Consider the following 25,196-nt stretch of genomic DNA (forward strand, 5'->3'; position numbering starts at 1 on the left):
CGCGGCTGGGAGCGCCAAGGCCCATTCGATCCAGTTGGTTACCTGTCGCAATCATTGGGCAAGCGGTGATCGTCCAGTGTGGTAATGGTGAGCGCGAAGAGTCCACGCTGGACCCAGGCCCACGGTTTGAAATCGAACAGAAGTTCGACTAGAATTCGAGCTGTCCCGGATCTTCCGACGGGCACGCCGTTACGCAATGCTTGCGCCGGCCCGTACGGTGGCAAGATCACGAAGAGGGAGGGCTGCGCCATGGACGCGCACGAGCGCAGTGTCAAGGACAGCCTCCAACGCGACGACCTCGACGTACAGCCGAACGAGGCCAAGTTCACCGAGTTGCTACTACTGGTCGCCGAAGAGCTGGCGGACGACCCCTACGGGGGTGCCACCAAGGCCAACAAGGTCCTGTACTTCGCCGAGTTCGCGCACGTCCGCGAGACGGGCCGTCCGATCACGGGAGTCCGCTACCGCAAGCTTGAGCGAGGCCCGGCGCCGCGGCGCCTCAAGGCGATCCGAGACCATCTGATCGACACCGGCGACGCGGTGCTGATTATGGAGCGGGTCCTGGGCCACGAGCAGCACCGCCTTCGCCCGACCCGGCCCGCCCGCCGTGAGCTGTTCAGTGCTACCGAACTGAAGGCCGTTCAGGATGCGATCAACCTGCTTCGCGGCCACACCAACACGGATGCCAGCGAACGGTCCCACCGCGAGCCCGGATGGCAGCTCGTGAACGAGGGCGAGGACATCCCTTACGTGGCAGCTCTTCTGCCGCAGAGTCAGCCACAGCCGTCGGCTCGGATGATGGACAGGCTGCGGCAGATCGGCGAGGACTACTCCCGGCAGGGACGCCTTGCCCGGTGACCAGGTACGCGGTCACCTACGGGGCCGACTTCCTCACCTGTCGGTCCCTCTGGCCGGCGAGTGTTGATCATCGGGCGAGGGCTTGGGCGCCGATTTGGCGTGGACCGCCGTGACGGGCCGGTGCCAGCCGAAGCCCACCGAACCTCTGGCGAAGGGGTTCCAACCGGTTTGTCCTGGTCTGGAACTTCTTCCCGTTGGTCAAGCAACGTGCCCCCGGCAGGATTCGAACCTGCGCACCCGCCTCCGGAGGGCGGTGCTCTATCCCCTGAGCTACGGGGGCTTCAGGGCAAGCAGTCATACCGTACCAGGGCCGTGGCGGTGGTCATGCGGCCGGCTCGCCGTAAGCTCCCGATGTGTACTGCGACCCCCCACGCGTCCTCGTCGTCGACGACGACGCGGTGATCCGTCAGCTCGTGGTGGTCAACCTGGAGCTGGAGGGCTTCGAGGTGCATACCGCGATCGACGGGTTGGACTGCCTCGAGCGGGTGCGGGACGTCGCACCGCATGTGATCACATTGGACGTCATGATGCCCCACCTCGACGGCTGGGACGTGGTCGCCCGCCTGCGTGACGACCCGGAGACCGCGGATATCCGGGTGATTCTGTTGTCGGCCCGCGCGCAGGCCGCCGATCTTAGGCGTGGGGACCGCCTCGGCGTCGACTACTACCTCACCAAGCCGTTCGACCCGGACGAGTTGATCGGGGTTGTGCGTCGCCTGGCCGGTCATGGTCAGACCGTCTGAGATGTCAGCCGTTGTGCTACCGGCCGTCCGTTGTCGACACTGCGGTGATCGGTGGCGACGGTTCGCTCGCCCCACACCGATAGCATCGCGCCATGACCCCCGACGACCTCGCGGAAACCCTGCGGGGTATCGTCGGGCAGCTGATCGCGGACGGTGAGCTTGACGTGGTGATTCCCGCGGCGGTGACCGTCGAGCGGTCCAGATTTTTCGATCATGGTGACTATGCCACGCCGATCGCGCTGCGCCTTGCCGGCTCGGCGCGGCGCCCACCGCGCGAGGTCGCCGAGGCGGTCGCGGGTCGGCTGCGCCTGGAGCGGGCCGTGGCCGGTGTGGACGTGGCCGGGTCCGGCTTCCTCAACATCCGATTGGCCGGCGGGGCTGTCGGGGAGATCGCCCGCACCATCGTGCGGACGGGTGGTGACTATGGCCGTGCATCGGCTGCGAATGGCCGGGCAGCCCTTGCAACGGCGACTCCTGCAACGGCGAATCTTGCGTCGGCGCGCCGGGCGGCGGTGGCGGACGTATCGGCCACGCTGCTCGCCGCGGTTCGCCATCCGCAGCCGCCTGACCGTTGCGACGAGGCGATGGTCGGGGCGTCGGTGTCGCTCACCCGCGGCGGTGAGCCGGTGGCGACCCCGATGCAGGTCGGGGCTTTTCTCACGATCGGTGATCTGGTGGACGCCGTCGGCGCGGACGCCGCCCGCTACTCGCTCCTTCGTGTTCCCCTCAACCGCGCCCTCGCCCTCGACCTGGACCTCCTTGCCAGGCAGACGACCGACAACCCGGTCTTCCACGTCCGCTACGCCCATGCCCGGATCTGCGCCCTGCTGCGCAACGCCGGGGAGCTGGGCCTCTCCTTGGATGTCGAGGGCGCCGAGGTGTCGTTGCTGACCCATCCGCGCGAGGGTGATCTGCTGCTGGCGCTCGGCGAACTGCCCAGGATCGTGCAGACCGCGGCCGAACGCAGGGCGCCGTACCGGGTGGCGCGTTACCTCGAGGAAGTCGCCGCCACCTGGCACCGTTTCCACGACGTCTGCCGGGTACTGCCACAGGGGGACGAGCACGCGGGCGCGCGCAGCGGAGCACGGCTACTCCTCGCCGACGCGACCAGGATTGTCCTCGCGAATGGCCTGTGGCTGCTGGGCGTGTCAGCTCCGACGAGGATGTGACTGTTGTGCGTGACGAGGTTTCTCCCGCCCATGGCCAGCATCAGCTGGAGGACGGGCTGTGGCCGGCGTCCGCCGCCGTGGACGCCGACGGCGTGCTGCGGGTCGGCGGCCTGCGGGTTGACGCGCTCGCGGCCGAGTTCGCCACGCCCGCCTACATCCTGGACGCCGACGACTTTCGGGCACGCTGCCGGGCATGGCGGTCGGCCTTCGCAGACGGCGACGTCTACTACGCCGGCAAGGCGCTGCTGTCGCGTGCGATAGCCCGATGGGTCGCCGCCGAAGGGCTTTCGCTGGACGTCTGCACGGGCGGTGAGCTTGGCGTTGCGGAGGCGGTGGGTTTTCCGCCCGAGCGGCTGCTCTTCCACGGCAACAACAAGTCCACAGCCGAGCTGCGGCGGGCGGTCGCCTACGGCGTCGGGCGGATCGTCGTCGACTCGTTCGTCGAGATCTCCCGGCTGGCCGCGGTGGCCGCGCAGGCCGGCGTGCGTCAGCGGGTGTTCGTCCGGGTCACTCCAGGAGTGGAGGCCCACACCCACCACTATGTGGCCACCGGGCAGGAGGACCAGAAGTTCGGCTTCTCGCTGGCCAGCGGCGCGGCGGCCGAGGCGATCCGACGGGTGCTGGCTGTGTCCGACCATCTTGAGCTCGTCGGGACGCATGCGCACATCGGTTCGCAGATATTCGACACCGCCGGTTTCGGGCTTGCCGCCCATCGTATGGTGGGGCTGCTGGCCGCTGTGCGCGATGCCCACGGTGTCGAACTGCCCGAGCTCGATCTCGGCGGCGGCCTGGGGATCGCCTACACCGGCGAGGACGCGCCACTCGATGTCGCGGACGTCGCCGACCGGCTCCGCACGATCGTCGGCAAGGAGTGTGCCGCGGCCGGGCTCGCCGTCCCGAGGCTGGCGGTCGAACCGGGTCGGGCCATCAGCGGTCCGAGTGCGATCACGCTGTATGAGGTCGGGACGGTCAAGGAACTGCCCGGGTTGCGCACCTATGTCAGCGTTGACGGTGGTATGAGCGACAACATTCGCACCGCACTGTATGATGCGCGTTACGCTGTGCGCCTGGTTTCCCGGCACAGCACGGCCGTGCCGCACGTGGTCACGCTGGTCGGCAAGCACTGCGAGTCCGGTGACGTGATTGCCCATGACGTGGCGCTGCCGGCCGACGTCCGGCCCGGAGACCTTGTCGCAGTACCGGCGAGCGGGGCATACCACCGGTCCATGGCCAGCAACTACAACCATGTTCCGCGGCCACCCGTCGTCGCGGTCCGCGCCGGACGGGCCCATGTGATCGTCCGCAGGGAGACGGAAGCGGACCTGCTGCGTCTTGACATCGACGAGGCGGACGTTCCCGAGGCGGACGTCCCCGGGCCGGGCGTCCCTGACGCTGGACGCGACGAGGACACCATGGTGAGGAACGCGGGATGAGGATTGCGCTGCTGGGGTGCGGGGTGGTCGGCGGCGAGGTCGTCCGGCTCCTGCACACCCACTCCGAGGACCTCGCCGCCCGGGTGGGCGCACCCCTGGAACTCGCCGGCATCGCGATCCGTCGCCTGTCGGTCGTCCGTGACCTGCCGGTCGATCCGGCGCTGTTCACCACGGATGCGGAAGGTCTCGCGACCCGGGACGACGTCGACATCGTCGTGGAGGTGGTGGGCGGCATCGAGCCGGCCCGCACCTGGCTGCACGCGGCGTTGGGCGCGGGGAAATCGGTGGTGACCGCGAACAAGGCGCTCCTTGCCACCCACGGTGCCGCGCTGTACGGCGCGGCAGCCGACCGCGGTGTGGATCTTTACTACGAGGCGGCGGTCGCCGGTGCGATCCCGCTGCTGCGCCCGCTGCGGGAGAGTCTCGCCGGTGATCGGGTCCGACGCGTACTCGGCATCGTCAACGGCACGACCAACTTCATCCTCACCCGGATGGATGAGACCGGCGCCGGGTTCGCCGAGGCCCTCGACGAGGCGACCACGCTCGGCTACGCCGAGGCCGACCCGAGCGCGGACATCGACGGATTCGACGCCGCCGCCAAGGCCGCGATCATCGCGCAGCTTGCGTTCCACACCCGGGTCACCCTTGCCGATGTCCACCGGGAGGGCATCGGCAGCGTCACCGCCGCGGACATCGCCACGGCCCGCGCCATGGGATGCACGGTCAAGGCGCTGGCTATCGCCGAACGGTCACCCGATGCACCGGGTGTGAGTGTGCGGGTGCATCCTGCGATGATTCCCCGTTCCCATCCGCTGGCCGGGGTCCGGGAGGCGTTCAACGCCGTGTTCATTGAGGCGGAGGCGGCCGGGCAGCTGATGTTCTACGGTCGCGGGGCGGGTGGTTCTCCTACCGCGTCCGCGGTGTTGGGTGACCTGGTGGCGGTGGCACGCAACCGGCTGGCCGGACGCCGCGGTCCGGGCGAGTCCGCCTATGCCGATCTGCCCGTCCTGCCGATGGGCGCCACCGTGACGCGCTATTACATCAACTTGGACGTGACGGACAAGACCGGGGTGCTCGCCTCGGTCGCTGCCGCGTTCGCCCGTCAGGACGTTTCCATCCAGAGTGTCCGCCAGGACGGCCACGGTGACGACGCCAGTCTTGTTCTGATCACGCATACCGCCAGCGACGCGGCTCTGTCCGCGACAGTCGAGGAACTGCGGGAGCTGGACGTCGTGCGGGCGGTCGCGGGCGTGATGCGGGTAGAGGGAGGTGAGCTGTGACGACATCGCCAGTAGCAACATCGCCAGCAGCAACATCGCAGGCGCGGACGACGGACACGGCCGCGACGAGCGGACGGGCACCGGGTCCGGATAGCCGCACCCGGCGGGTGTGGCGCGGCGTGATCGAGGAGTACCGGGACCGTCTGCCGGTCTCCTCGAACACGCCGGTCGTGACCCTCCGGGAAGGTGGCACGCCTCTGCTTCCCGCCGTGCACCTCTCGGCGGTGACCGAATGTGATGTTCATCTTAAGATTGAGGGCTCCAACCCGACCGGTTCGTTCAAGGACCGTGGGATGACCATGGCGATCAGCCGCGCGGTCGAGGCGGGTTCACAGGCGGTGATCTGCGCGTCCACCGGTAACACCAGCGCGAGCGCCGCCGCGTACGCGGCCCGGGCCGGGTTGACCTGTGCCGTGCTCGTACCCAGCGGAAAGATCGCGTTGGGGAAGCTGGCTCAGGCGCTGGTGCACGGGGCGCGGCTGCTGCAGCTTGACGGCTCCTTCGACGACTGTCTGCGGGTCGCCAGAGAGCTTGCCGAAACCTGCCCGGTCACCCTGGTCAACTCGGTCAACCCGTTCCGTCTGGAAGGGCAGAAGACCGCTGCCTTCGAGATCGTCGAGGATCTGGGCGCTGCACCCGACGCGCACTGCCTGCCGGTCGGGAACGCGGGGAACATCACCGCCTACTGGCGTGGCTACGTGGAGGAGGACGCACTCCACGGTTCCGGCCGGCCCCGCATGCACGGTTTCCAGGCGGCGGGTGCCGCACCCATTGTGCGTGGCAGCGTGGTCACAGCGCCGCAGACGATCGCCACCGCGATCCGGATCGGCAACCCCGCGTCGTGGGCTTTCGCGCTTGCTGCCCGGGACGCATCCGGCGGCACGATCGACGCGGTCAACGACCGTCAGATCCTCTCGGCCTACCGACTGCTCGCGCGCAAAGAAGGAGTGTTCGTCGAGCCGTCCAGCGCGGCCAGTGTGGCGGGACTTCTCCAGGCGCGTGCCGCAGGCCTCATCCAGGCGGGTGAGAAGGTCGTGTGCACGGTGACGGGCAACGGCCTCAAGGACCCCGAGTGGGCGATCAGCGGGGCGGCCAAGCCGGTGACCATACCGGCTACGGCTGCCGCCGCGGCCGCGGCCCTTGATCTGCAGCGGTCGTGAGCCGCGCGGCCCGGGGTCCGGGGGCGGCCGGGGTCAGCGTGCGGGTGCCGGCGACCAGCGCGAATCTCGGCCCGGGTTTTGACGCCTGTGGTCTCGCGCTCGGCCTGTATGACGATCTGACGGTGGTCACCACCGACTCGGGCCTGTCGATTGACGTGACCGGTGAGGATGACGGTTGCCGGGACGAGACCCATCTGATCGTGCGTGCGTTGCGGGCCGGGCTTGACGCGCTCGGCCTCGCACCGCTTGGGCTCAGGTTGACCTGTGTCAACCGCATCCCGCACGGCCGTGGGCTTGGTTCGTCGGCCGCGGCCATCGTGGCAGGCATCCTGGCCGCGAGCGCGCTGGGCGAAGGTCGCCTGAGTACCACGGACGTGTTCGCTCTGGCCTGCCAGATCGAGGGCCATCCGGACAACGTCGCGCCCGCACTCTACGGCGGCTTCACCGTGGCGTGGTACGATGACGCCGGTTGCCCACAGGTGGTCCGCACCAATCCACCGGATGATTTGCGGCCAGTAGCGTTTGTTCCCGCTCGCCGCCAGGCGACATCTGCGGCTCGGGCTGCGCTGCCTTTGAATGTGTCGCATGGCGATGCGGCGGCGAACGCGGGACGCGCGGCGCTGTTGGCCATGGCGATGTCAGGGGCACTGCACCGGCAGACGGTGCACCCGACGGAGACGGTGCACCCGGAGAGGGTGGGGACCGAGCCCGGCGATAGGCAGGAGCAGACAGTTCAGCCCGATAACAGCCACTTTTCCGGTACTCGGCTCGGTAACAACCGGTTGGGTCCGGTGCCATGGGTGGATGCACTGCTGGCGGCCACCGACGACCGGCTGCACCAGCCCTACCGCCTGTCGTCCATGCCTGAAACCCGTGACCTTCTCAGCCGTCTGCGAGCGGCGGGCCTGGCGGCCGTTCTGTCGGGTTCCGGACCAACAGTGCTGGTCCTGGCAGTCGGTGCGGAGCAGGCTGATGCCGCCCGCGCATGTGGCTGGGACGGTTTCACAGTGCTCGACCTGCCTGTGGACAGGCACGGGGCACAGGTCGAGCTCGCCGCAGGTTGACGTCTGCAGAGGCTGCGGTCCACGTCAGGTCTCCCATGTGACCCGGTTTCCCGTCCGAACCTCTCATGGGCCCGGCCGGACGGTTGCGCCTGAGGCTGACATTCAGCCGAAATGGTCGCGCCTCGGGCTGGAAACGGAGGACCGGGAAGCAAAGCCGCTCGAAGGTTGTTGCCCAGGTGACTCCGTCTGGATAGTCTGATGACTGCACTCGCTGCCGCCGCGGCGCGTGCTCGCCCGCCGGTGCTACCGGTTCATCGTAGCCGGATCCTGGTACCGGAACTTGGTGCCTCAGCCTCGTCATCGAAGCCTCGGCCAGCACCGACAAGTCCTCAGCGGGATTGACGAGTTCGCACGCGGCGTTCGGCCGTTGGCGCCGTCCACGGGCGCTCTGCTTGCCCACCTGGCGCTGAACATCGTTTCCATCTGGGATGCCCAGGCGAAGAAGGTCAACAAGCGTCACCCGGCTCCCTTGAGCCGGTCCCTTCAGGGAAGGAACATCTTGAGCGACACCACCGACGTGCTGCCTGACAGCGCACGTGAGTCCGCGGAGTCTCAGACACCGACGTCGTCCGTGGACGCTGGTTCTCCGCGGCGCCGGCGGTCAGGCACCGGCCTTTCAGCCATGCTCCTGCCGGAGCTGCAGGCCATGGCAACTTCGTTGGGTATCCAGGGCGTGGGACGCCTGCGAAAGGGGCAGCTCATCGCGGCCATCCAGAACGTTCAGACTCCCGCCGGCGTCGCTGGGGGCGCAGATGCGCCAGCCCCGCAATCGGCCATGGCTGGCGCCGACGCCGCCGATGCGCAACCGGCCCGAAGCACACGAGGTCCGTCCACGAACACGAACACGAACACAAAGGCCGCGGACGCGGCGGAGCCCACGGTGGCGTCATCCGCCGCTGAGGCGACCGCGCCGGTCGAGGGCGCCACCCGGGTCCGGACCCGTCGTGGGGCTTCCCGGGCATCGGGAAGTCCGTCCACCGCACTCGGCGAGCAGACGACGCTGACCGAGGCGTTGCCCGGCCCCGGGGATACCCATGGTGGCGCGGCCTCGTCTGGTCCGGTGAACGGATCCGAGAGCGTGCAAGCCGTCGGCACGGAGGACGCCGCGGTGGTCGGGGCCGCGCCGGCCAGCCCAGCCGCCGCGCCTGTCGCAGTCAGCGCGCCCGGCGCGCCTGTCTCCACCGCCCCAGCGGAGCTGTCCGTGGCAGCACCGGCCACTGCTCCCCGCGTGTCGGACAACGGCAACGTGCGTGGTCGGGATGACCGGCGTGATCGTCAGCAGGCCGACGGAGACCGTGCGTCGGTTGACCGTCCCGTCGCCAGCGAGCGGCAAGGGCGGTCACAAGGCGACCGGCAGGGCCGAGGTCAGAGTGACCGGAGTTCGGGTGACCGGGGTCAGGTCGAGCGGGGTTCGGGTGACCGGGGTCAGGTCGAGCGGGGTTCGGGTGACCGGGGTCAGGTCGAGCGGGGTTCGGGTGACCGGGGTCAGGTCGAGCGGGGTTCGGGTGACCGGGGTCAGGTCGAGCGGGGTTCGGGTGACCGGGGTCAGGTTGAGCGCGATGACGACTTCGCCAGCGGGAACCGGCGCAACCGCGGCAGGTTCCGTGAGCGTGGCCGCAACCGCGGCCGCCAGGGTGGCGGTTTCAGCGAGTCGGAGCCGGTGGTCCGCGAGGACGACGTGCTGGTCCCGGTCGCGGGCATCCTCGACGTTCTTGACAACTACGCATTTGTGCGAACCAGCGGTTACCTGACCGGCCCGACCGACGTCTACGTCAGCTTGGCCCAGGTCCGTCGCCATGGGCTGCGCCGCGGCGACGCGATCACCGGCGTCGTCCGGGCGCCGCAGGAGGGCGAGCAGCGGCGGGACAAGTACAACGCCTTGGTCCGGCTCGACACGGTCAACGGCCTGGAACCGGATGAGGCGCGTAACCGGCCCGAGTTCACCAAGCTGACCCCGCTTTACCCGCAGGAGCGGCTGCGCCTGGAGACCGAGCCGCAGTTGCTGACAACCCGGGTGATCGACCTGGTGATGCCGCTCGGAAAGGGCCAGCGGGCGTTGATCGTCAGCCCACCGAAGGCGGGAAAGACGATGGTGCTGCAGGCCATCGCGAACGCGATCACGACGAACAACCCGGAATGCCACCTCATGGTCGTTCTCGTCGACGAACGCCCAGAAGAGGTGACCGACATGCAGCGGTCGGTCAAGGGTGAGGTCATCGCGTCAACCTTCGACCGGCCCCCGTCCGACCACACCAGTGTCGCCGAGCTCTCCATCGAGCGGGCCAAGCGGTTGGTGGAACTGGGCGAGGACGTCGTCGTGCTGCTCGACTCGATCACCCGACTCGGGCGGGCCTACAACCTGGCTGCTCCCGCATCCGGCCGGATCCTGTCCGGTGGTGTGGACTCCACCGCGCTCTACCCGCCGAAACGGTTCCTCGGTGCTGCCAGGAACATCGAGAACGGCGGGTCATTGACGATTATCGCCACGGCGCTGGTGGAGACGGGCTCCACGATGGACACTGTGATCTTCGAGGAGTTCAAGGGAACGGGCAACGCCGAGCTCAAGCTTGATCGGAAGATCGCCGACAAGCGGATCTTCCCGGCGATCGACGTCGACCCGTCCGGAACCCGCAAGGAGGACATCCTGCTTGCGCCGGACGAGCTTGTGATCATGCATAAGCTGCGCCGGGTCCTGCATACTCTGGAGTCCCAGCAAGCACTCGATCTTCTTCTGGAGAGGTTGAAGCAAACGCGGACGAACTACGAGTTCCTGATGCAGATCGCGAAGACGACTCCAGGGCAGGACTAAGAGCGCCCGGCAGTAGGGGCGTGGATCAAGGAGCGGGGTTGGGGTGCGTGCATCGCGAGGCGGCGGAGGGAGGCACCGGAGGTGTCGGGTGCCGACCGACGACAACGAGGCGAGGTGCGTGCCCCAACCCCGCGACGCCGCGTCCCCTATTGCCGACCACTAAGAGTCTGTTGTCGTGAGACCGCCCCGGGACAGCGCCTGCGGTGCTGTCCCGGGGCCTCCTAGAAGCTTCTGGCAGACTGGAACCCGGCACCGGTTCACGCTCTCGCCGTCATGGTAGGGCGACCCGGCGGCCACTTCGGGAAGAAGGATCATGAAGGCTGACATTCATCCGACGTACCATGGGACCACGGTCGTCTGCACCTGCGGCTCCACGTTCACGACCCGTAGCACCAAGGCGGACGGCGTGATCAATGCTGAGGTGTGCTCACAGTGCCACCCGTTCTACACCGGCAAGCAGAAGATTCTGGATGTCGGCGGTCGGGTCGAGAAATTCGAGCGGCGCTTCGGTCGCCGTCGTCCCGGTGACAAGCCCGGACCTGGGACGAAATAGCGCGTTTACAGCGCCCGTGCCCTGTCCGACAGCGGCGCGGGCGCTGTTTGGCGTTCGTGTCGCGCCGCCTTCGGCTGGTGACGTTCAGCGGGCCGCCGGCGACGCGGAAGAGCATCGTCGCGTCGCCTTTGGCTGGTGACGTTCAGCGGGCCTCCGGCGGCGCGCAAGAACATCGTCGCACCGCCTTCGGCCAATAGACCAGGAGATGCCCGAAATGACCACTCCACTCGACGGTCTGCTTGCCGAGCACGCCGAGCTGGAGGGCCGTCTCGCCGATCCGACAGTGCACGCCGATCCGGCGCTGGCACGCAGCCTCGGGCGCAGGTACGCGGAACTGATCCCGGTCGTGGAGACCGCGCGCGAGTTGGATCGGGTCGATGCGGACCTCGCGACCGCCCGCGAGTTCGCCGCCGAGGACGTCTCGTTTCGCGCCGAGGTCGCGGAGCTCGAGGCCGCGCACGCGGTGTTGCGGGACCGCCTCCACGCCCATCTGGTACCCACCGACCCTGACGACGCCCGGGACGCGATCCTGGAGATCAAGGCGGGCGCGGGCGGTGAGGAGTCTGCGCTCTTCGCCGGCGACCTGCTCCGGATGTACCTGCGGTACGCCGAGCGGCGCGGCTGGCGGGCTGAGATCCTGGACGCGAATCCCAGCGACCTCGGCGGCTATCGGGATGTGAGTGTGGCGGTGAAGGCCGGCCGGATGACCACCGGCGGCGTGTTCGGGCGGCTGCGGTTCGAGGGCGGTGTGCACCGGGTGCAGCGGGTTCCGGTCACCGAGTCGGCCGGTCGTATTCACACCTCGGCGGCCGGGGTCCTGGTGCTACCCGAAGCCGAGGCGGTCGAAGTCGAGATCGACCCCAATGAGCTGCGCATCGATGTGTATCGCTCCTCGGGCCCCGGTGGGCAGAGCGTCAACACGACGGACTCGGCGGTACGTATCACCCATCTTCCCAGCGGCCTCGTGGTCTCCTGCCAGAATGAGAAGAGTCAGCTGCAGAACAAGGAGTCGGCGTTGCGCATTCTGCGGGCCCGACTGCTGGTCGTCGCCCGCGAGCGGGCACAGGCCGAGGCGTCGGCGGCACGGGCCAGTCAGGTTCGTACAGTGGACCGCTCCGAGCGGATTCGTACCTACAATTTCGCGGAGAACCGGATCAGCGATCACCGGGTCGGATTCAAAGCACACAACCTCGATCAGGTACTCGACGGTGAACTCGACGACGTACTGGACGCGCTGGTTGCCGCGGACCTGCAGGCGAGGCTCTCGGCCGGAGCGTCGTCGTGACCTCCGTCGGGCACCACCTTCTGCCGACGACGCCCGTTCCCATGGGTCCGGTGGTTTCGTCCGTGCGTGCAGCAGTCGCCGCTCTCGCCGCGGCCGGGGTCGCAAGTCCCCGGTCAGACGCCGAAGAGCTCGCGGCCTACGTGACCGGTGAGCCTCGCCGCCGCCTGCCGCTGACGGCATCCATGACCCCGGCGGACCTGGAGCGGTTTGCCGAGCTCGTGGCCCGGCGGGTTGCGCGGGTGCCCCTTCAGCACCTGGTGGGCACCGTCGGTTTCCGTTATCTCACTCTTGCCGTGGGCCCGGGCGTGTTCATACCCCGACCGGAGACCGAAACCGTGGTCGGCTGGGCACTCGACGCGGTTCGGGCGGCCGGGTGGACACGACCGGTCTGTGTGGACCTCTGCACCGGCTCCGGCGCGATCGCTCTCGCCCTGGCCGAGGAACTACCCGGCGCGCGGGTACACGCTGTCGAACGTGATCCGGGAGCGCTGGCCTGGGCGGCACGCAACATCGCGGCCCGTGGCTTCACCGACGCCGACGGCCGGGTGACCCTGCATCACGCCGACGTCGGGATCGAGCCGGCCGGATGCGGCATCGACGACGTTCGCGAGCCGGTTGCCACGGTTGCCACGGTTGCCCGAGAGCTTGCGGATCTGTTCGGCCGGGTCGATCTGGTGGTGAGTAACCCGCCCTACCTGTGGGATGACGAACGGGACCTGGTCGAACCCGAGGTCGGTAAGCATGATCCTCCTGCCGCGCTGTGGGCCGGACCAGACGGTCTGGCGGGGGTGCGCGCCGTTGCCCAGGTGGCAGGCGACCTGTTGCGCGACGGCGGGCAGTTGGTGATCGAACACTCCGACCGGCACGGCTTGGACGCCCCTGCGCTGCTGCATGCATCCGGCTACTGGGACGATGTTCGGGACCATCCCGACCTGGCGGGGCGGGCCCGGTTCGTCTCGGCCTCGCGCAGGCCTCGCACGGGCACCGGGACCGGTCGGTACGGACCCGGCAGGGAGCCGGGCAGGGCCGAGGTGCCGGCGCTGTCACGACATACTGCCGAAATGAGGCACTGCCGAAGTGACGCACTGCCGAAGTGACGGAGCACCACTGAAATAATGGGGGAGCCAGTGAGGCCAAGGGAGTCAGTGAGCGAACGGTACGACTGCGCGGACTCCGAACGGCGTGCGGCCGGTCTTGAGGCGGCGACGCGCGCGGTGCGCCATGGCAGGCTCGTCGTGTTGCCCACTGACACGCTGTACGGCATTGGTGCGGACGCTTTCGACCAGGTCGCTGTGCGCGCGTTGCTGGCGGCCAAAGGCCGCGGACCGGACATGCCCGTCCCGGTACTGGTTGGTGCATGGCGCACCCTCGACGGGCTCGTCGAGCAGGTCACCGAGCCGATGCGGGATCTGATCCGGGCATTCTGGCCGGGTGGGCTGACTCTGGTCGTGCCATATGCGCCGTCGTTGAGCTGGGATCTCGGGGACGCCCGGGGCACTGTCGCGGTGCGGATGCCACTGCATCCGGTCGCCATCGAACTGCTCGGCCGTACCGGGCCGATGGCCGTGTCCAGCGCGAACATCAGCGGTCAGGCACCTGCGACCACGGTGGAAGACGCCATGGCGCAGCTGCGTGACTCAGCCGAGGTGTACCTCGACGGCGGGCCGTGCTCGGCCGGCATCGCATCGACGATCGTCGACTGCACCGGTGAGGTCCCTCGGGTACTGCGGGCGGGTGCGGTCACCATGACGGCGTTGCGCGAGGTTCTGCCGTCAGTCCAGGAACCCGCGGTAACCGTGTGACGCTCCCGGCCCGCTGCGGCTCTGCGCCGTAAGCTGTCTGGGATTGACGCAGTCGAAGACGGGGCGTCGCGATCGGGACGATCCCGAGCTCGGTCGCTCCTGGCCCGGCCGCCTTCACGCGGCCAGGGCCAGTCGCGCAGCCAGGGGCCAGTCGCGCAGGAGGAGAGGCAGCTTATGAGCACCCCGTTCTGGGGCCCGGACTTCGATCAGCTCCGTGCCGAGGACGAAGAGATCGCGGATGTGGTCCTGGACGAACTGGACCGGCTCCGTGGGGGTCTCCAGCTCATCGCGAGTGAGAACTTCACCTCGCCGGCGGTGCTGGCGGCCCTCGGGTCGACGTTGTCGAACAAGTACGCCGAGGGCTATCCGGGCCGTCGCTACTACGGCGGGTGCCAGGTTGTCGATCGTGCGGAGGAGATCGGCATCGCCCGGGCAAAGGCGCTGTTCGGTGCCGAGCACGCGAACCTGCAGCCGCATTCCGGGGCTCAGGCCAACTTCGCGGTCTACGCCGCGCTGCTCGCCCCTGGCGACACCGTGTTGGCGATGTCACTCCCGCACGGTGGTCATCTCACTCATGGCAGCCGAGTGAACTTCAGTGGGAAGTGGTTCGATGTCGTCGCCTACGGAGTGCGCGCGGACACCGAATTGATCGACTACGATGAGGTTCGGGACCTCGCGCGGCAGCACCGGCCCAAAATGATGATCTGTGGCGCCACCGCGTATCCCAGGCTGATCGACTTCGCTGCCTTCCGCTCGATCGCGGACGAGGTCGGGGCGTGGCTGATGGTCGATGCCGCGCACTTCATCGGCCTAGTCGCGGGCGGAGCCATCCCCAGCCCGGTGCCGTACGCCGACGTGGTCAGTTTCACCACCCACAAGGTCCTGCGAGGGCCTCGAGGTGGGATGATCATATGCCGGGAAGAACTTGCCCAGCGGATCGACAAGGCGGTGTTCCCGTTCAGCCAGGGCGGCCCGCTCATGCACGCGGTCGCCGCCAAAGCGGTGGCGTTGCGGGAGGCCGCGACCCCGGCCTACGCCGAGTACGCCCGTCAGGTCATCGTCAACGCCCAGGCCCTCGCGGACGGGCTCGCGGCCGAAGGCGTGCGGCCGGTCGCCGGCGGTACCGACACCCACCTCGCCCTGCTCGACCTACGCGATCTTGGGGTAACCGGCAAGGATGCCGAAGCCCGGTGCGACGCGGCGCGGATCACGCTGAACAAGAACGCCATCCCGTACGACCCGCAACCGCCTGCGGTCGCTTCTGGTATCCGCGTCGGTACCCCGGCGGTGACCACTCAGGGCATGCGGGAAGGCGAGATGAAGGAGATCGCGGCGCTGATCGGTCGGGCGGTCCGTGACCCGTCGGCGGGCTCTGATGTAGCCAGAGCCGTATCCGTCCTGGTCGGCCGGCATCCGGCTTACCGGCGCTAGCGCGGTGGTGCGGTAAGTCAGCGAAGGCGTCAGGCTATTGCGGGAGTATCTACTCGTATTCGCGGTGTCGGCGGCGGTCACCTTTCTGTGCACGCCGGTCGCGCGGGGCTTTGCCATCTGGATCGGCGCCGTCGCCACTGTCCGTGATCGTGATGTGCACGCCGTGCCGACTCCGCGACTCGGCGGACTGGCCATGCTCGCGGGCGTCGTCGCCGGTCTGGAGGTCGCCGATGAGCTGCCGTTCCTGTCCTCGGTCTCGCGGGACTGGGCCGAGCCGCATGCGGTGGGTGTCGCGAGTGTAGTGATCTGCCTGCTCGGGGTGGTGGACGATCGATGGCCGCTGGACGCGATCACGAAGCTCGCGGGTCAGGTCGCCGCCGCCGGTGTGATGGTGCTGCTGGGAGTCCAGTGGTCGTTCGCCGTCAATCCGGACAGCGACACCACCTTCAGCTTCGGACCCGAGACAGCCGTGCCACTGTCGATCTTTGCCACGGTCATTCTCGTTAACGCCATGAACTTCATCGACGGGCTGGATGGCCTTGCCGCGGGGGTTGCGGCGATTGCCGCGGGGGCCACGTTCTACTTTGCCTATGAGGTCGCTGTGATCAATCACTTTTCCCGGGCGGCGCCGGGGGCCTTGCTGGCCGCGGTCACCGCCGGGGTATGCCTGGGCTTCCTGCCGCACAACTTCAACCCGGCCAGTCTGTTCATGGGGGATTCCGGCTCGATGCTGGTCGGTCTACTGTCGGCGGCGTCCATGATCTCGGTGACCGGACAGGTCGCCTATGGCGGATACGCCGGGCCGTCCCGATCCCTGCCGTCGCTGATTCCGTTGGCCATTCCGCTGGCCGTGCTGGCGGTGCCGTTCATCGACCTCGGACTAGCCGTGATCCGCCGGACCCGCGCCGGCCGGTCGCCGTTCGCCGCGGACAAGATGCATCTGCACCACCGGATGCTGGAGATCGGAAAATCCCACGTCCGCGCGGTTCTCATCATGTACTTCTGGGCGGCTCTGCTCGGCTTCGGCGGGGTGGCCGCATCCTTCTCGCGGCAACCGCTGCCCATTCTTGCCGCCGTGGTCGGCCTCGGACTGATCGGGCTCCTAGTCCTGTTGCTGACCGGTCAGCGATCGGTGCGACGCGCATGATCGTGGCTACCGGGCGGACGATCAGACTCGGTCTGGGCGTGCTCGCCGCCCTCGCCGTTCCCAGCCTCGTGGTCGCGGGTTTCACCCGGGGCGGGGCCGGAATCGTCGCCGTCGTAATCGGTCTGTGCCTGGTCGGGTTCTTCTTTGCGGCCAGCAAGGTGGCGGTGAGCGTTGTCGCCCAGCGCGCGCGAGCGATGGTGCTGCCAGCTGCGCTGGGTACCTACCTTATGAAGATCATAATTCTCGGTGCTCTTCTCGTGAACCTCGAAGGGTCGACCAGCATCGATCTCGCAGCCTTCGCCTGGGCCATCTTCGTGGGAGTCTTCGGATGGCTCGGCGCCGAGCTGTGGGTCGCCACCCATACCCGGGTCCCGTTCTACGACCCCACGGTCTTCCAGGCGCGGCAGGACTCCCGGCGTGACACCCTGAACGGGTGAGCGAAGTCGAACCGACGCCGCCGGCCGGCGGCCCTGCGGAGCCGACCGGCCAAAGGCCGCGCGAGGATGGTTCTTCGCGCGCGGCCGGCGGCCCTGCAAGGCACCCAGACGACGGACCGCCGCGTCGCCCGTACCGGCCCGGCCTGGTCTCCGATGAAGCCTGGACGGCGGTCGGCACCCTGCTGGCCGGCATCGGGTTCTGGGGGCTGGTCGGCTACGGGATTGACCGGCTCACCGGACTCGGCACGGTCTTCCTGCCGATCGGTGTCCTCCTCGGCATGGCAGCGTCGCTCTATCTTGTGATCAGCAGGGCTACGCGGCGTTTCTGATCGAGCTCGACAGTTGCCCGCGGTCTTGCTTTGACTTCTCAGCGTGAGAAGCACGTCGTAAAAATGAACCTGCCGGCTACTTTCAGGTGAACAAGGGAGTGAACCAGCTCTGGGCGGCATGGAGTTGATGCCGATCGCCACAGGGTGTGGATAGTATCGCCAGTGCTGGGTGTCCACTTGCGGACATCCGGTGTGAGTCGTGTCTCCCGTCGGTCCTGCCGGACTCATGATCATGCCGTGTCGATGGATGGTCATGCGTGGTGCGGCGCCGTATCCGAGCGGGAGCCGGCCCGCGCCTGGCGGGGCTGTCCCGCCTGAACCAGATAGGGTGAGTCCACACCGCCGCCGGTACGGCTGCGTCTCTTCCTTAGCTGGTGAGAGTGTATTTCGATCATGGAGGTGTCCGTCGTGCCGGTCCCCGCGGGACCCCTGGTCCTCGCTGATGAGGGCTTCAAGGGCCCGACCAAGGAGGTCTTCCAGCCGCCGCACTGGTTCGACGTCGATCTCGGACCGGTTCATTTCTACTTGAACAAGGCGACTGCGCTGGGGATCTTCGCCGCGCTTTTCGTCGGTGTGGTCTTCTGGCTCGGCTTCCGGCGGGCCACGGTCGTGCCCCGCGGACTGCAGAACGTCTGTGAGTCGATCTACGACTTCATCGACACGTCGATCGCCCGGGACGTCATCGGCGAGAAGGGGCGGAAGTACACCCCGTACCTGGTCGTGCTCTTCAGCTTCGTGTTCATCTGTAATGTGCTCGCGATTGTTCCCGGCGCCCAGTTCCCGCCGACCTCGCGAATAGCCATTCCGATCGTCCTCTCCGCTGTGACCTATGTGCTGTTCAACCACGCCGGCATCAAGGCCAACGGCGCACGAGCGTACTTCGGGCATATGATCAACCCGGCGCCGACCGCGCCTGTCTTTGTCAAGGTTCTGCTTGGGCCGATCGAGGTCATGTCGACCATGCTCGTGCGGCCGTTCACGCTCGCGGTCCGGTTGTTCGCGAACATGTTCGCCGGCCACATCCTGCTCCTGGTCTTCTCGCTCGGCGCGGAGTACCTGCTACCCAAGCCGCCTTTTGTCTTCGGGTTCGCCTCGCTGCTCATGACGATCGTGCTGACCGGCTTCGAACTCGTCATCGACGGCTTGCAGGCTTACATCATCACGATCCTCACGGCCGCCTTCATCTCCGGTGCGATCGAAGCCGGCGGTGGCCATGAAAGTTCTCCGGCGACTGACCATGCTCCTGCCGCGAGTGGGGCGCCCGCGATGAGCGGCGCGCCAGCCGGGGCGCACGCATAAAAAAGTTCGGACACCCCGATCAGCACTTCGATCAGCACCGTGGCAGGTCCCGGTGCCCGACTGGAAAAGGAATATGACATGGCAGACACCTCCTTGGTGCTTGCTGCTGCCGACCAGGTGAGCGGCTCCCTCGGCGCGGTGGCATACGGCTTGGCGGCCATCGGGCCGGGTATCGGCATCGGCCTTATCTTCGGTCTCGGTGTGCAGGCCATCGCCCGCCAGCCCGAAGCGGAGCAGGTCGCCTTCCGGTACATGATTATCGGCTTCGCCCTGGCGGAAGCACTGGCCCTGATCGGCTTCGTCGTCCCGTTCGTCTTCCCCTAAGCCGGGGGAGACACCGTGGTTACCGCAACACTGTTGCTGGCCGCCGGGGACAGCGCACACTCGGATGAGAACGTCCTTGTCCCACCGCTCGGCGAACTGCTGATCGGTGCCTTGGCGTTCGGTCTGCTGGTGGCCTTCTTCTTCTGGAAGGTCTACCCGCAGATCAAGCGGACATACGCCGAGCGGACCGAGGGAATCGAGGGCAGCCTCGCCCGTGCCGCGCACGCCCAGCAGGAGGCTCAGGAGCTTCTCACCTCCTACCGCGCGCAGCTCGCCGACGCGCAGACCGAGGCTGCCCGCATCCGTGAGGACGCCCGCGAGCAGGGAAGCCAGATCCTCGCGGAACTGCGTGCGCAGGCAGATACCGAGGTCGCTGAGATCAAGGCGCGGGGCGAGGCACAACTCGCCGCGGAACGGACGCAGATCGTCGCTCAACTCCGGCGCGAGGTCGGTGACATCGCCCTCGAGCTCGCGACGAAGATCGTCGGTCATGAGCTGGAGCGCGACGACCGCCAGCGCCAGCTGGTCGACGACTTCATCGCGGGTCTGGAGCACCCGGACGAGTCTGCGATTCCGGCTCCGGCTGGTCCGGGGGGCTGAGGCATGGAGGGATCCAGCCGACATTCCCTGGCCTCGGCGCGAGCTCGCCTGGACGAGCTGACCGCGACCGGGCCGCCCGGTACCGGGACGCGGTCCCGTCATCCGGTTGACCTCGGCCGTCTCGCGGACGACCTTGAAGCGGTGGTGGACCTTCTCAGCCGGGAGCTGGCGATCCGCCGGGCGCTGGCCGATCCGGGAGTGCCCGGATCGGCTCGCGCCGGCCTTGCCGCCCGTTTGTTCGGCGACAAGATCTCGGCGGAGGCTCTCGACGTCGTGGCGGTCGCGGCTACCGGCCGCTGGGCCCGGCCGCTCGACATCCAACACGCGTTGTCCGAGCTCGGGGTCGAGGTCCTGCTCGCCCGGGCACAGCGCGAGGGCGTCCTCGACGACGTGGAGGACGAGCTGTTCCGGTTCGGTCGCATCCTCAACCGGACACCTGAACTGTCCTTGGCCCTCAGCGACCCGGCGGCCCCGTGGCCCGCGAAGCAGGAACTCCTGGCCAGGCTTCTGGACGGCAAGGCCAACGCCGTAACGATACGTCTTGTTCAGCGTGCAGTCGCCGAGCGTTACCACGGTGATCTCGAACGTCGTCTCGAGCAACTGACCGTGATCGCAGCCGCACGCCGAAACCGGCTCGTCGCCGTGGTGCGCACGGCTGTACCTCTCGCGGGGGACCAGATCTTTCGGTTGCGGACAGCGATCAGCCGGTATTTTGGTCGTGATGTCCAGCTCCAGATGGATGTCGACCCCGCCGTTCTGGGCGGCGTTGTCGTGCGGATCGGTGACGAGGTGGTCGACGGCAGCGTCCTCCGCCGCCTCACCGACGCGCGCCGGCGGCTGTACCGATAGAGCGCTCTCGTGGACACCCAGACCTCGCATGACCTGCGGGACGTGCCCTCACCATTTATTGAAGGACCGAAGCGATGACTGAACTCTCCATTCGACCGGAGGAAATCCGCGCCGCCCTCCGGGACTACGTCGACTCCTACCAGGCATCCGTCGGGGAGCGGGAGGAGGTCGGCCGGGTCGTCGTCGCCGGCGACGGCATCGCGCGGGTCGAGGGCCTTCCGCACGTCATGACCAATGAGCTGCTGGAGTTCCACGGCGGCGTGCTGGGCTTGGCGTTGAACCTTGACATCGCCGAGATCGGCTGTGTCATCCTCGGCGAGTCCGAACATATCGAGGAAGGCCAGGAGGTCCGCCGCACCGGCCAGATCCTCTCGGTCCCGGTCGGCGACGGCTTCCTCGGCCGGGTGGTCGATCCGCTGGGCCGCCCGATCGACGGGCTCGGCGAGATCGTCTCCACCCAGACCCGTGCTCTGGAGCTGCAGGCGCCCACGGTCGTCCAGCGCCAGCCGGTCAAGGAGCCGCTCCAGACCGGTATCAAGGCGGTGGACGCGATGACCGCCATCGGCCGTGGTCAGCGTCAGCTGATCATCGGCGACCGGCAGACCGGCAAGAGCGCCGTCGCGCTGGACGCGATCATCAACCAGCGGGAGAACTGGGCGACGGGGGATCCGAAGCTCCAGGTCAAGTGCGTGTACGTGGCGGTCGGGCAGAAGAAGTCGACGATCCGGGCTGTCCTCAACACCCTGGAGGAGACCGGCGCGCTGGCTTACACCACCATCGTGGCGGCGCCCGCCGACGAACCGGCCGGCCTCAAGTACCTCGCGCCCTACACCGGTTCGGCCATCGGCCAGCACTGGATGTACAACGGCCAGCACGGACTGATCGTTTTTGACGACCTGTCGAAGCAGGCCGAGGCATACCGGGCGATCTCGCTGCTGCTGCGCCGCCCGCCGGGTCGTGAGGCATACCCCGGTGACGTCTTCTACTTGCACTCCCGGCTCCTGGAGCGATGCGCGAAGCTCTCCGACGAGCTCGGCGCCGGGTCCCTGACCGGTCTGCCGATCATCGAGACCAAGGGCAACGACATCTCGGCCTATATCCCGACGAACGTCATCTCCATCACCGACGGGCAGATCTTCCTGGAGACCGACCTGTTCAACCAGGGCGTCCGACCGGCGATCAACGTCGGTACCTCGGTCTCCCGGGTCGGTGGTAGCGCCCAGATCAAGGCGATGAAGGCGGTTGCGGGGCGGCTGCGCCTGGATCTTGCGCAGTACCGCGAGCTGGAGGCGTTCTCGGCGTTCGGCTCGGACCTGGACAAGGCATCCCGCGCCCAGCTCGACCGGGGCGCACGCATGGTCGAACTGCTCAAGCAGCCGCAGTACCAGCCCTTCCCGGTAGAGCGGCAGGTCGTGTCGATCTGGGCGGGTACGTCCGGGCAGCTTGACGATGTGCCGGTCGCGGACATCCGCCGGTTCGAGCGTGAGTTCCTCGAGTTCATCGAGCGGAGCCAGCCGGGGGTCTTCAAGACGATCCGCGAGACGGGCAAGCTGGACGATGACACCATCACCGCGCTGGAGCAGCTGATCGCGAAGTTCAAGGCCGAGTTCACGCTGTCGGACGGGCAGCTGCTGGTCAACGAACCGTTGCCGGAGAGCCTGGACCCGTCGGAGTTGGAACGCGAGGCGATCAAGGTACACGAGCCGAAGCCGAAGGACGAGGGCTGAGGACATGGCCGGCCAGCTCCGTGAGTACCGGCGCCGCATCCGCTCGATCCAGTCAACCAAGAAGATCACTCGGGCGATGGAACTCATTGCCGCGTCCAGGATCGTGAAGGCCAAGGCGCGGGTTGCCGCATCCCGGCCGTACGCGGACGAGATCACTCGAGTGATCTCCGCGGTGGCATCGCAGACCACCGTTCGTCACCCGCTGACGACAGAGCATGCAGATCCGCGGCGAGTGGCGGTTCTGGTGGTCACCAGTGACCGTGGGCTTGCTGGTGGTTACAACGCCAACGTGCTGCGCCGGACGGGCGAGTTGCTGGAGCTGCTGCGGTCGGAGGGCAAGGAGCCGTTCCTGTACGCGGTCGGGCGCAAGGCTGTCACGTACTACCGCTTCCGCAGTCGGGAGCTGGCCGGGGAGTTCACCGGGTTCTCCGAGCAGCCGAGCTACGACAACGCCAAGGAAGTCGCCGATGCGCTGATCGCGCGGTTCGTGGAGTCCGGTGAGGCCGGCGGAGTGGACGAGATCCACGCGGTCTACACCGAGTACGTCAACACCCTGACCCAGCGACCGGTTGCGCATCGCATTCTTCCGCTTGCGCTGGAGACGACCGCCGAGCCCCCGCCCGGCGGCCCGCTCCCGCAGTACGAGTTCGAACCGTCCGCCGAGGGAGTACTCGACGCGCTGCTCCCTCGTTACGTCGAGAGCCGGCTGTACGCGGCGATGCTGGAGTCCGCGGCATCGGAGTCGGCGGCCCGCCAGCGGGCGATGAAGTCCGCGACGGACAATGCCGGTGATCTGATCAAGACCTACACCCGTCGGGCGAACGCCGCCCGCCAGGATGCGATCACTCAGGAGATATCGGAAATCGTGGGCGGGGCCAACGCTCTCGCCCAGGCTTCGTAGCGCGTAGAGCGACGACCGTTATACCGAAGAACCCTCGATGTCGCCGGCCGCGGGAGGAGCCGCCGGCGACTTCGGGGTATGACATGCAGATGAACCGCTTGAAGCCGCTGGTCTCCTGGTGGAGTGCTCAGCCGCGGAGGGCACCTTGATGAAGCAGAGGACGCCATGACCGTTACCACTACCTCGCCCGCCGCGGTGGAGGGCAAGGCCCCTGGGATCGGCCGGGTCGCCCGTGTTATCGGCCCGGTCGTCGATGTGGAGTTCGCGCCCGACGAGATCCCCGAGATCTACCGTGCGCTGCGCGTCGATCGCACCATCGACGGGCAGACCGCAACGCTGACGCTCGAGGTCGCGCAGCACATCGGTGACAACACGGTTCGGGCGATTTCCATGCAACAGACCGACGGTCTGGTGCGTGGAGCGCCGGTTCAGGATACCGGTTCACCTATCACGGTTCCCGTTGGCAACGCCACCAAGGGGCACCTGTTCAATGTGCTCGGCGATCCGCTCGACGTCGAAAGCGTCGATACCGATGTGCGTAGGTCCATTCACGCACCAGCACCGCCATTCGACCAGCTTGAGTCGAAGACGGAGATGTTCACGACCGGTATCAAGGTCATCGACCTGCTGGCGCCCTATGTGCGTGGTGGGAAAATCGGCCTGTTCGGTGGCGCCGGTGTCGGCAAGACCGTCGTCATCCAGGAAATGATCAACCGGGTCGCCACGCAGTTCGAAGGTGTGTCGGTGTTCGCCGGTGTCGGCGAGCGCACCCGGGAGGGAAACGACCTCTTCCTGGAGATGACCGAAGCCGGCGTCATCAAGGACACCGCGCTGGTCTTCGGGCAGATGGACGAACCCCCCGGCACCCGGCTGCGGATCGCGCTCGCCGCGCTGACCATGGCGGAGTACTTCCGGGACGTCCAGAAGCAGGACGTGCTGCTGTTCATCGACAACATCTTCCGGTTCACCCAGGCCGGCGCGGAGGTCTCGACCCTGCTCGGACGTATGCCCAGTGCGGTGGGTTATCAGCCGACCCTGGCCGACGAGATGGGTGTGCTTCAGGAGCGCATCACATCCACCCGCGGTCATTCGATCACCTCACTCCAGGCGATCTACGTTCCCGCGGACGACATCACCGACCCGGCCCCGCACACCACGTTCACCCATCTCGATGCGACCACGGTGCTTTCCCGGGCCATCTCCGACCTGGGGATCTACCCGGCGGTCGACCCGCTCGACTCGACGTCGCGCATCCTCGACGCCCGCTATCTGGGGCAGGATCACTACGATGTGGCGCGTGAGGTGCAGCGCATCCTGCAGCGTTACAAGGACCTTCAGGACATCATCGCCATTCTCGGTATCGACGAGTTGTCCGAAGAGGACAAGATCCTGGTCAACCGGGCGCGGCGCATTCAGCGGTTCCTGTCGCAGCCGTTCTTCGTGGCCGAGCAGTTCACCGGAATCCCCGGTAAGTTCGTCCCGCTCGAAGAGACGATCAAGTCCTTCAAGAAGCTGACCGAAGGCGACTACGATCATCTCCCGGAACAGGCTTTCTTCATGTGCGGTGGGATCGAGGACGCGGAGAAGAAGGCGAAGGAACTGTAGCCAGGCTGGCGCATTCACCAACTGCAGGGCATTCGGGATCGGTGCGGTCCAGGGTCGACGACAGCAGGAAGGACGGCAGCGCGATGCCGATGCAGGTGGCGATCGTCTCGCCGGAGAAGGAAGTGTGGTCGGGGGACGCCGACATGGTCGTCGCACGGACCACGGAAGGTGAGATCGGTGTCTTGACCGGGCATGTGCCGCTGCTCGGGGTCCTTGTCGCCGGCGGTCAGGTGCGGGTCACGACAGGCGACCGTACCCTGACCGTCGAGGTCGATGGTGGATTCCTGTCGGTGACCCGGCAGGGGGTCAGCATCCTGGCCGAACATGCGGTCCTGGCCGGAACCGCGTAATCCCCTGATGGCGTGAGCGGCGCGAAAAATCATCTTCGCGC

24 protein-coding genes and 1 tRNA gene are annotated in these 25,196 nt (G+C 67.6%); 24 read left to right on the top strand and 1 reads right to left on the bottom strand.

What is annotated here, in order from left to right; all coding sequences use genetic code 11:
- Positions 1-249: 249 nt before the first annotated feature.
- Positions 250-858, top strand: coding sequence for a Panacea domain-containing protein (locus tag U9978_RS03535; RefSeq protein WP_322759562.1), 609 nt, complete (start codon positions 250-252; stop codon positions 856-858).
- Between the two features lie 208 nt (positions 859-1,066).
- Here U9978_RS03535 and U9978_RS03540 read toward each other — a convergent pair.
- A tRNA-Arg gene (locus tag U9978_RS03540) sits at positions 1,067-1,138 on the bottom strand.
- Between the two features lie 73 nt (positions 1,139-1,211).
- Between U9978_RS03540 and U9978_RS03545 the strand changes: the two genes are divergently transcribed.
- The 23 genes from U9978_RS03545 to U9978_RS03655 all read left to right on the top strand — a co-directional run bounded on the left by U9978_RS03545 (position 1,212) and on the right by U9978_RS03655 (position 25,155).
- On the top strand, positions 1,212-1,601 hold the full coding sequence (locus tag U9978_RS03545) for a response regulator transcription factor (RefSeq protein ID WP_322759563.1): 390 nt from the start codon (positions 1,212-1,214) through the stop codon (positions 1,599-1,601).
- A 92-nt stretch (positions 1,602-1,693) separates the two neighbouring features.
- Complete coding sequence (locus U9978_RS03550; protein ID WP_322759564.1) at positions 1,694-2,770, top strand: DALR anticodon-binding domain-containing protein; 1,077 nt, start codon at positions 1,694-1,696, stop codon at positions 2,768-2,770.
- 44 nt (positions 2,771-2,814) lie between these two features.
- A complete protein-coding gene (lysA, locus tag U9978_RS03555; protein ID WP_416210835.1) occupies positions 2,815-4,203 on the top strand; it encodes a diaminopimelate decarboxylase in 1,389 nt (462 codons plus the stop codon).
- A complete protein-coding gene (locus tag U9978_RS03560; protein ID WP_322759566.1) occupies positions 4,200-5,483 on the top strand; it encodes a homoserine dehydrogenase in 1,284 nt (427 codons plus the stop codon). Before lysA ends, U9978_RS03560 begins: the two co-directional genes overlap by 4 nt.
- Positions 5,480-6,643, top strand: coding sequence for a threonine synthase (gene thrC, locus U9978_RS03565; protein WP_322759567.1), 1,164 nt, complete (start codon positions 5,480-5,482; stop codon positions 6,641-6,643). The genes U9978_RS03560 and thrC overlap by 4 nt, the downstream gene beginning before the upstream one ends.
- Positions 6,640-7,707 carry a homoserine kinase gene (locus U9978_RS03570; RefSeq protein ID WP_322759568.1) on the top strand — a complete coding sequence of 356 codons (1,068 nt, stop codon included), beginning with the start codon at positions 6,640-6,642 and terminating at the stop codon, positions 7,705-7,707. The genes thrC and U9978_RS03570 overlap by 4 nt, the downstream gene beginning before the upstream one ends.
- 499 nt (positions 7,708-8,206) lie before the next feature.
- Entirely contained in the window at positions 8,207-10,516 is a 2,310-nt protein-coding gene (rho, locus tag U9978_RS03575) for a transcription termination factor Rho (RefSeq protein WP_322759569.1), read from the top strand.
- 313 nt (positions 10,517-10,829) lie between these two features.
- Positions 10,830-11,069, top strand: a complete 240-nt coding sequence (gene rpmE / locus U9978_RS03580) for a 50S ribosomal protein L31 (RefSeq protein ID WP_322759570.1) — start codon at positions 10,830-10,832, stop codon at positions 11,067-11,069.
- A 214-nt stretch (positions 11,070-11,283) separates the two neighbouring features.
- A complete protein-coding gene (prfA, locus tag U9978_RS03585) occupies positions 11,284-12,354 on the top strand; it encodes a peptide chain release factor 1 (RefSeq protein WP_322759571.1) in 1,071 nt (356 codons plus the stop codon).
- A 41-nt stretch (positions 12,355-12,395) separates the two neighbouring features.
- On the top strand, positions 12,396-13,451 hold the full coding sequence (gene prmC / locus U9978_RS03590; RefSeq protein ID WP_416210836.1) for a peptide chain release factor N(5)-glutamine methyltransferase: 1,056 nt from the start codon (positions 12,396-12,398) through the stop codon (positions 13,449-13,451).
- Between the two features lie 48 nt (positions 13,452-13,499).
- Positions 13,500-14,156 (top strand): L-threonylcarbamoyladenylate synthase, encoded by a 657-nt coding sequence (locus U9978_RS03595; RefSeq protein WP_322759573.1) that lies wholly within the window; start codon positions 13,500-13,502, stop codon positions 14,154-14,156.
- Between the two features lie 174 nt (positions 14,157-14,330).
- Entirely contained in the window at positions 14,331-15,587 is a 1,257-nt protein-coding gene (gene glyA / locus U9978_RS03600) for a serine hydroxymethyltransferase (RefSeq protein ID WP_322759574.1), read from the top strand.
- A gap of 37 nt (positions 15,588-15,624) precedes the next feature.
- The gene (locus U9978_RS03605) at positions 15,625-16,734 is read left to right on the top strand and encodes an MraY family glycosyltransferase (RefSeq protein ID WP_322759575.1); all 1,110 of its coding nucleotides are present in this window, start codon (positions 15,625-15,627) and stop codon (positions 16,732-16,734) included.
- Complete coding sequence (locus U9978_RS03610; protein WP_322759576.1) at positions 16,731-17,171, top strand: hypothetical protein; 441 nt, start codon at positions 16,731-16,733, stop codon at positions 17,169-17,171. Before U9978_RS03605 ends, U9978_RS03610 begins: the two co-directional genes overlap by 4 nt.
- Positions 17,168-17,500 carry a hypothetical protein gene (locus U9978_RS03615; protein ID WP_322759577.1) on the top strand — a complete coding sequence of 111 codons (333 nt, stop codon included), beginning with the start codon at positions 17,168-17,170 and terminating at the stop codon, positions 17,498-17,500. The genes U9978_RS03610 and U9978_RS03615 overlap by 4 nt, the downstream gene beginning before the upstream one ends.
- Before the next feature lie 393 nt (positions 17,501-17,893).
- Entirely contained in the window at positions 17,894-18,799 is a 906-nt protein-coding gene (gene atpB, locus U9978_RS03620) for a F0F1 ATP synthase subunit A (protein WP_322759578.1), read from the top strand.
- Positions 18,800-18,877: 78 nt separating this feature from the next.
- The gene (locus U9978_RS03625; RefSeq protein WP_013875004.1) at positions 18,878-19,123 is read left to right on the top strand and encodes an ATP synthase subunit C; all 246 of its coding nucleotides are present in this window, start codon (positions 18,878-18,880) and stop codon (positions 19,121-19,123) included.
- A 15-nt stretch (positions 19,124-19,138) separates the two neighbouring features.
- Positions 19,139-19,723: a F0F1 ATP synthase subunit B gene (locus tag U9978_RS03630; protein ID WP_322759579.1), complete on the top strand. Its 585-nt coding sequence runs from the start codon at positions 19,139-19,141 to the stop codon at positions 19,721-19,723.
- A gap of 3 nt (positions 19,724-19,726) precedes the next feature.
- Complete coding sequence (locus U9978_RS03635) at positions 19,727-20,572, top strand: F0F1 ATP synthase subunit delta (RefSeq protein ID WP_322759580.1); 846 nt, start codon at positions 19,727-19,729, stop codon at positions 20,570-20,572.
- Positions 20,573-20,646: 74 nt separating this feature from the next.
- Positions 20,647-22,299, top strand: a complete 1,653-nt coding sequence (atpA, locus tag U9978_RS03640; RefSeq protein ID WP_322759581.1) for a F0F1 ATP synthase subunit alpha — start codon at positions 20,647-20,649, stop codon at positions 22,297-22,299.
- A 4-nt stretch (positions 22,300-22,303) separates the two neighbouring features.
- Positions 22,304-23,200 carry a F0F1 ATP synthase subunit gamma gene (locus U9978_RS03645; protein WP_322759582.1) on the top strand — a complete coding sequence of 299 codons (897 nt, stop codon included), beginning with the start codon at positions 22,304-22,306 and terminating at the stop codon, positions 23,198-23,200.
- A gap of 165 nt (positions 23,201-23,365) precedes the next feature.
- Entirely contained in the window at positions 23,366-24,805 is a 1,440-nt protein-coding gene (gene atpD, locus U9978_RS03650; RefSeq protein WP_322759583.1) for a F0F1 ATP synthase subunit beta, read from the top strand.
- An 83-nt stretch (positions 24,806-24,888) separates the two neighbouring features.
- Complete coding sequence (locus U9978_RS03655; protein WP_322759584.1) at positions 24,889-25,155, top strand: F0F1 ATP synthase subunit epsilon; 267 nt, start codon at positions 24,889-24,891, stop codon at positions 25,153-25,155.
- Positions 25,156-25,196: the final 41 nt, after the last annotated feature.

The sequence above is a fragment of the Protofrankia sp. Cr2 genome (assembly GCF_963555885.1).
In the GTDB taxonomy this organism is placed as follows: Bacteria; Actinomycetota; Actinomycetes; order Frankiales; family Frankiaceae; genus Protofrankia.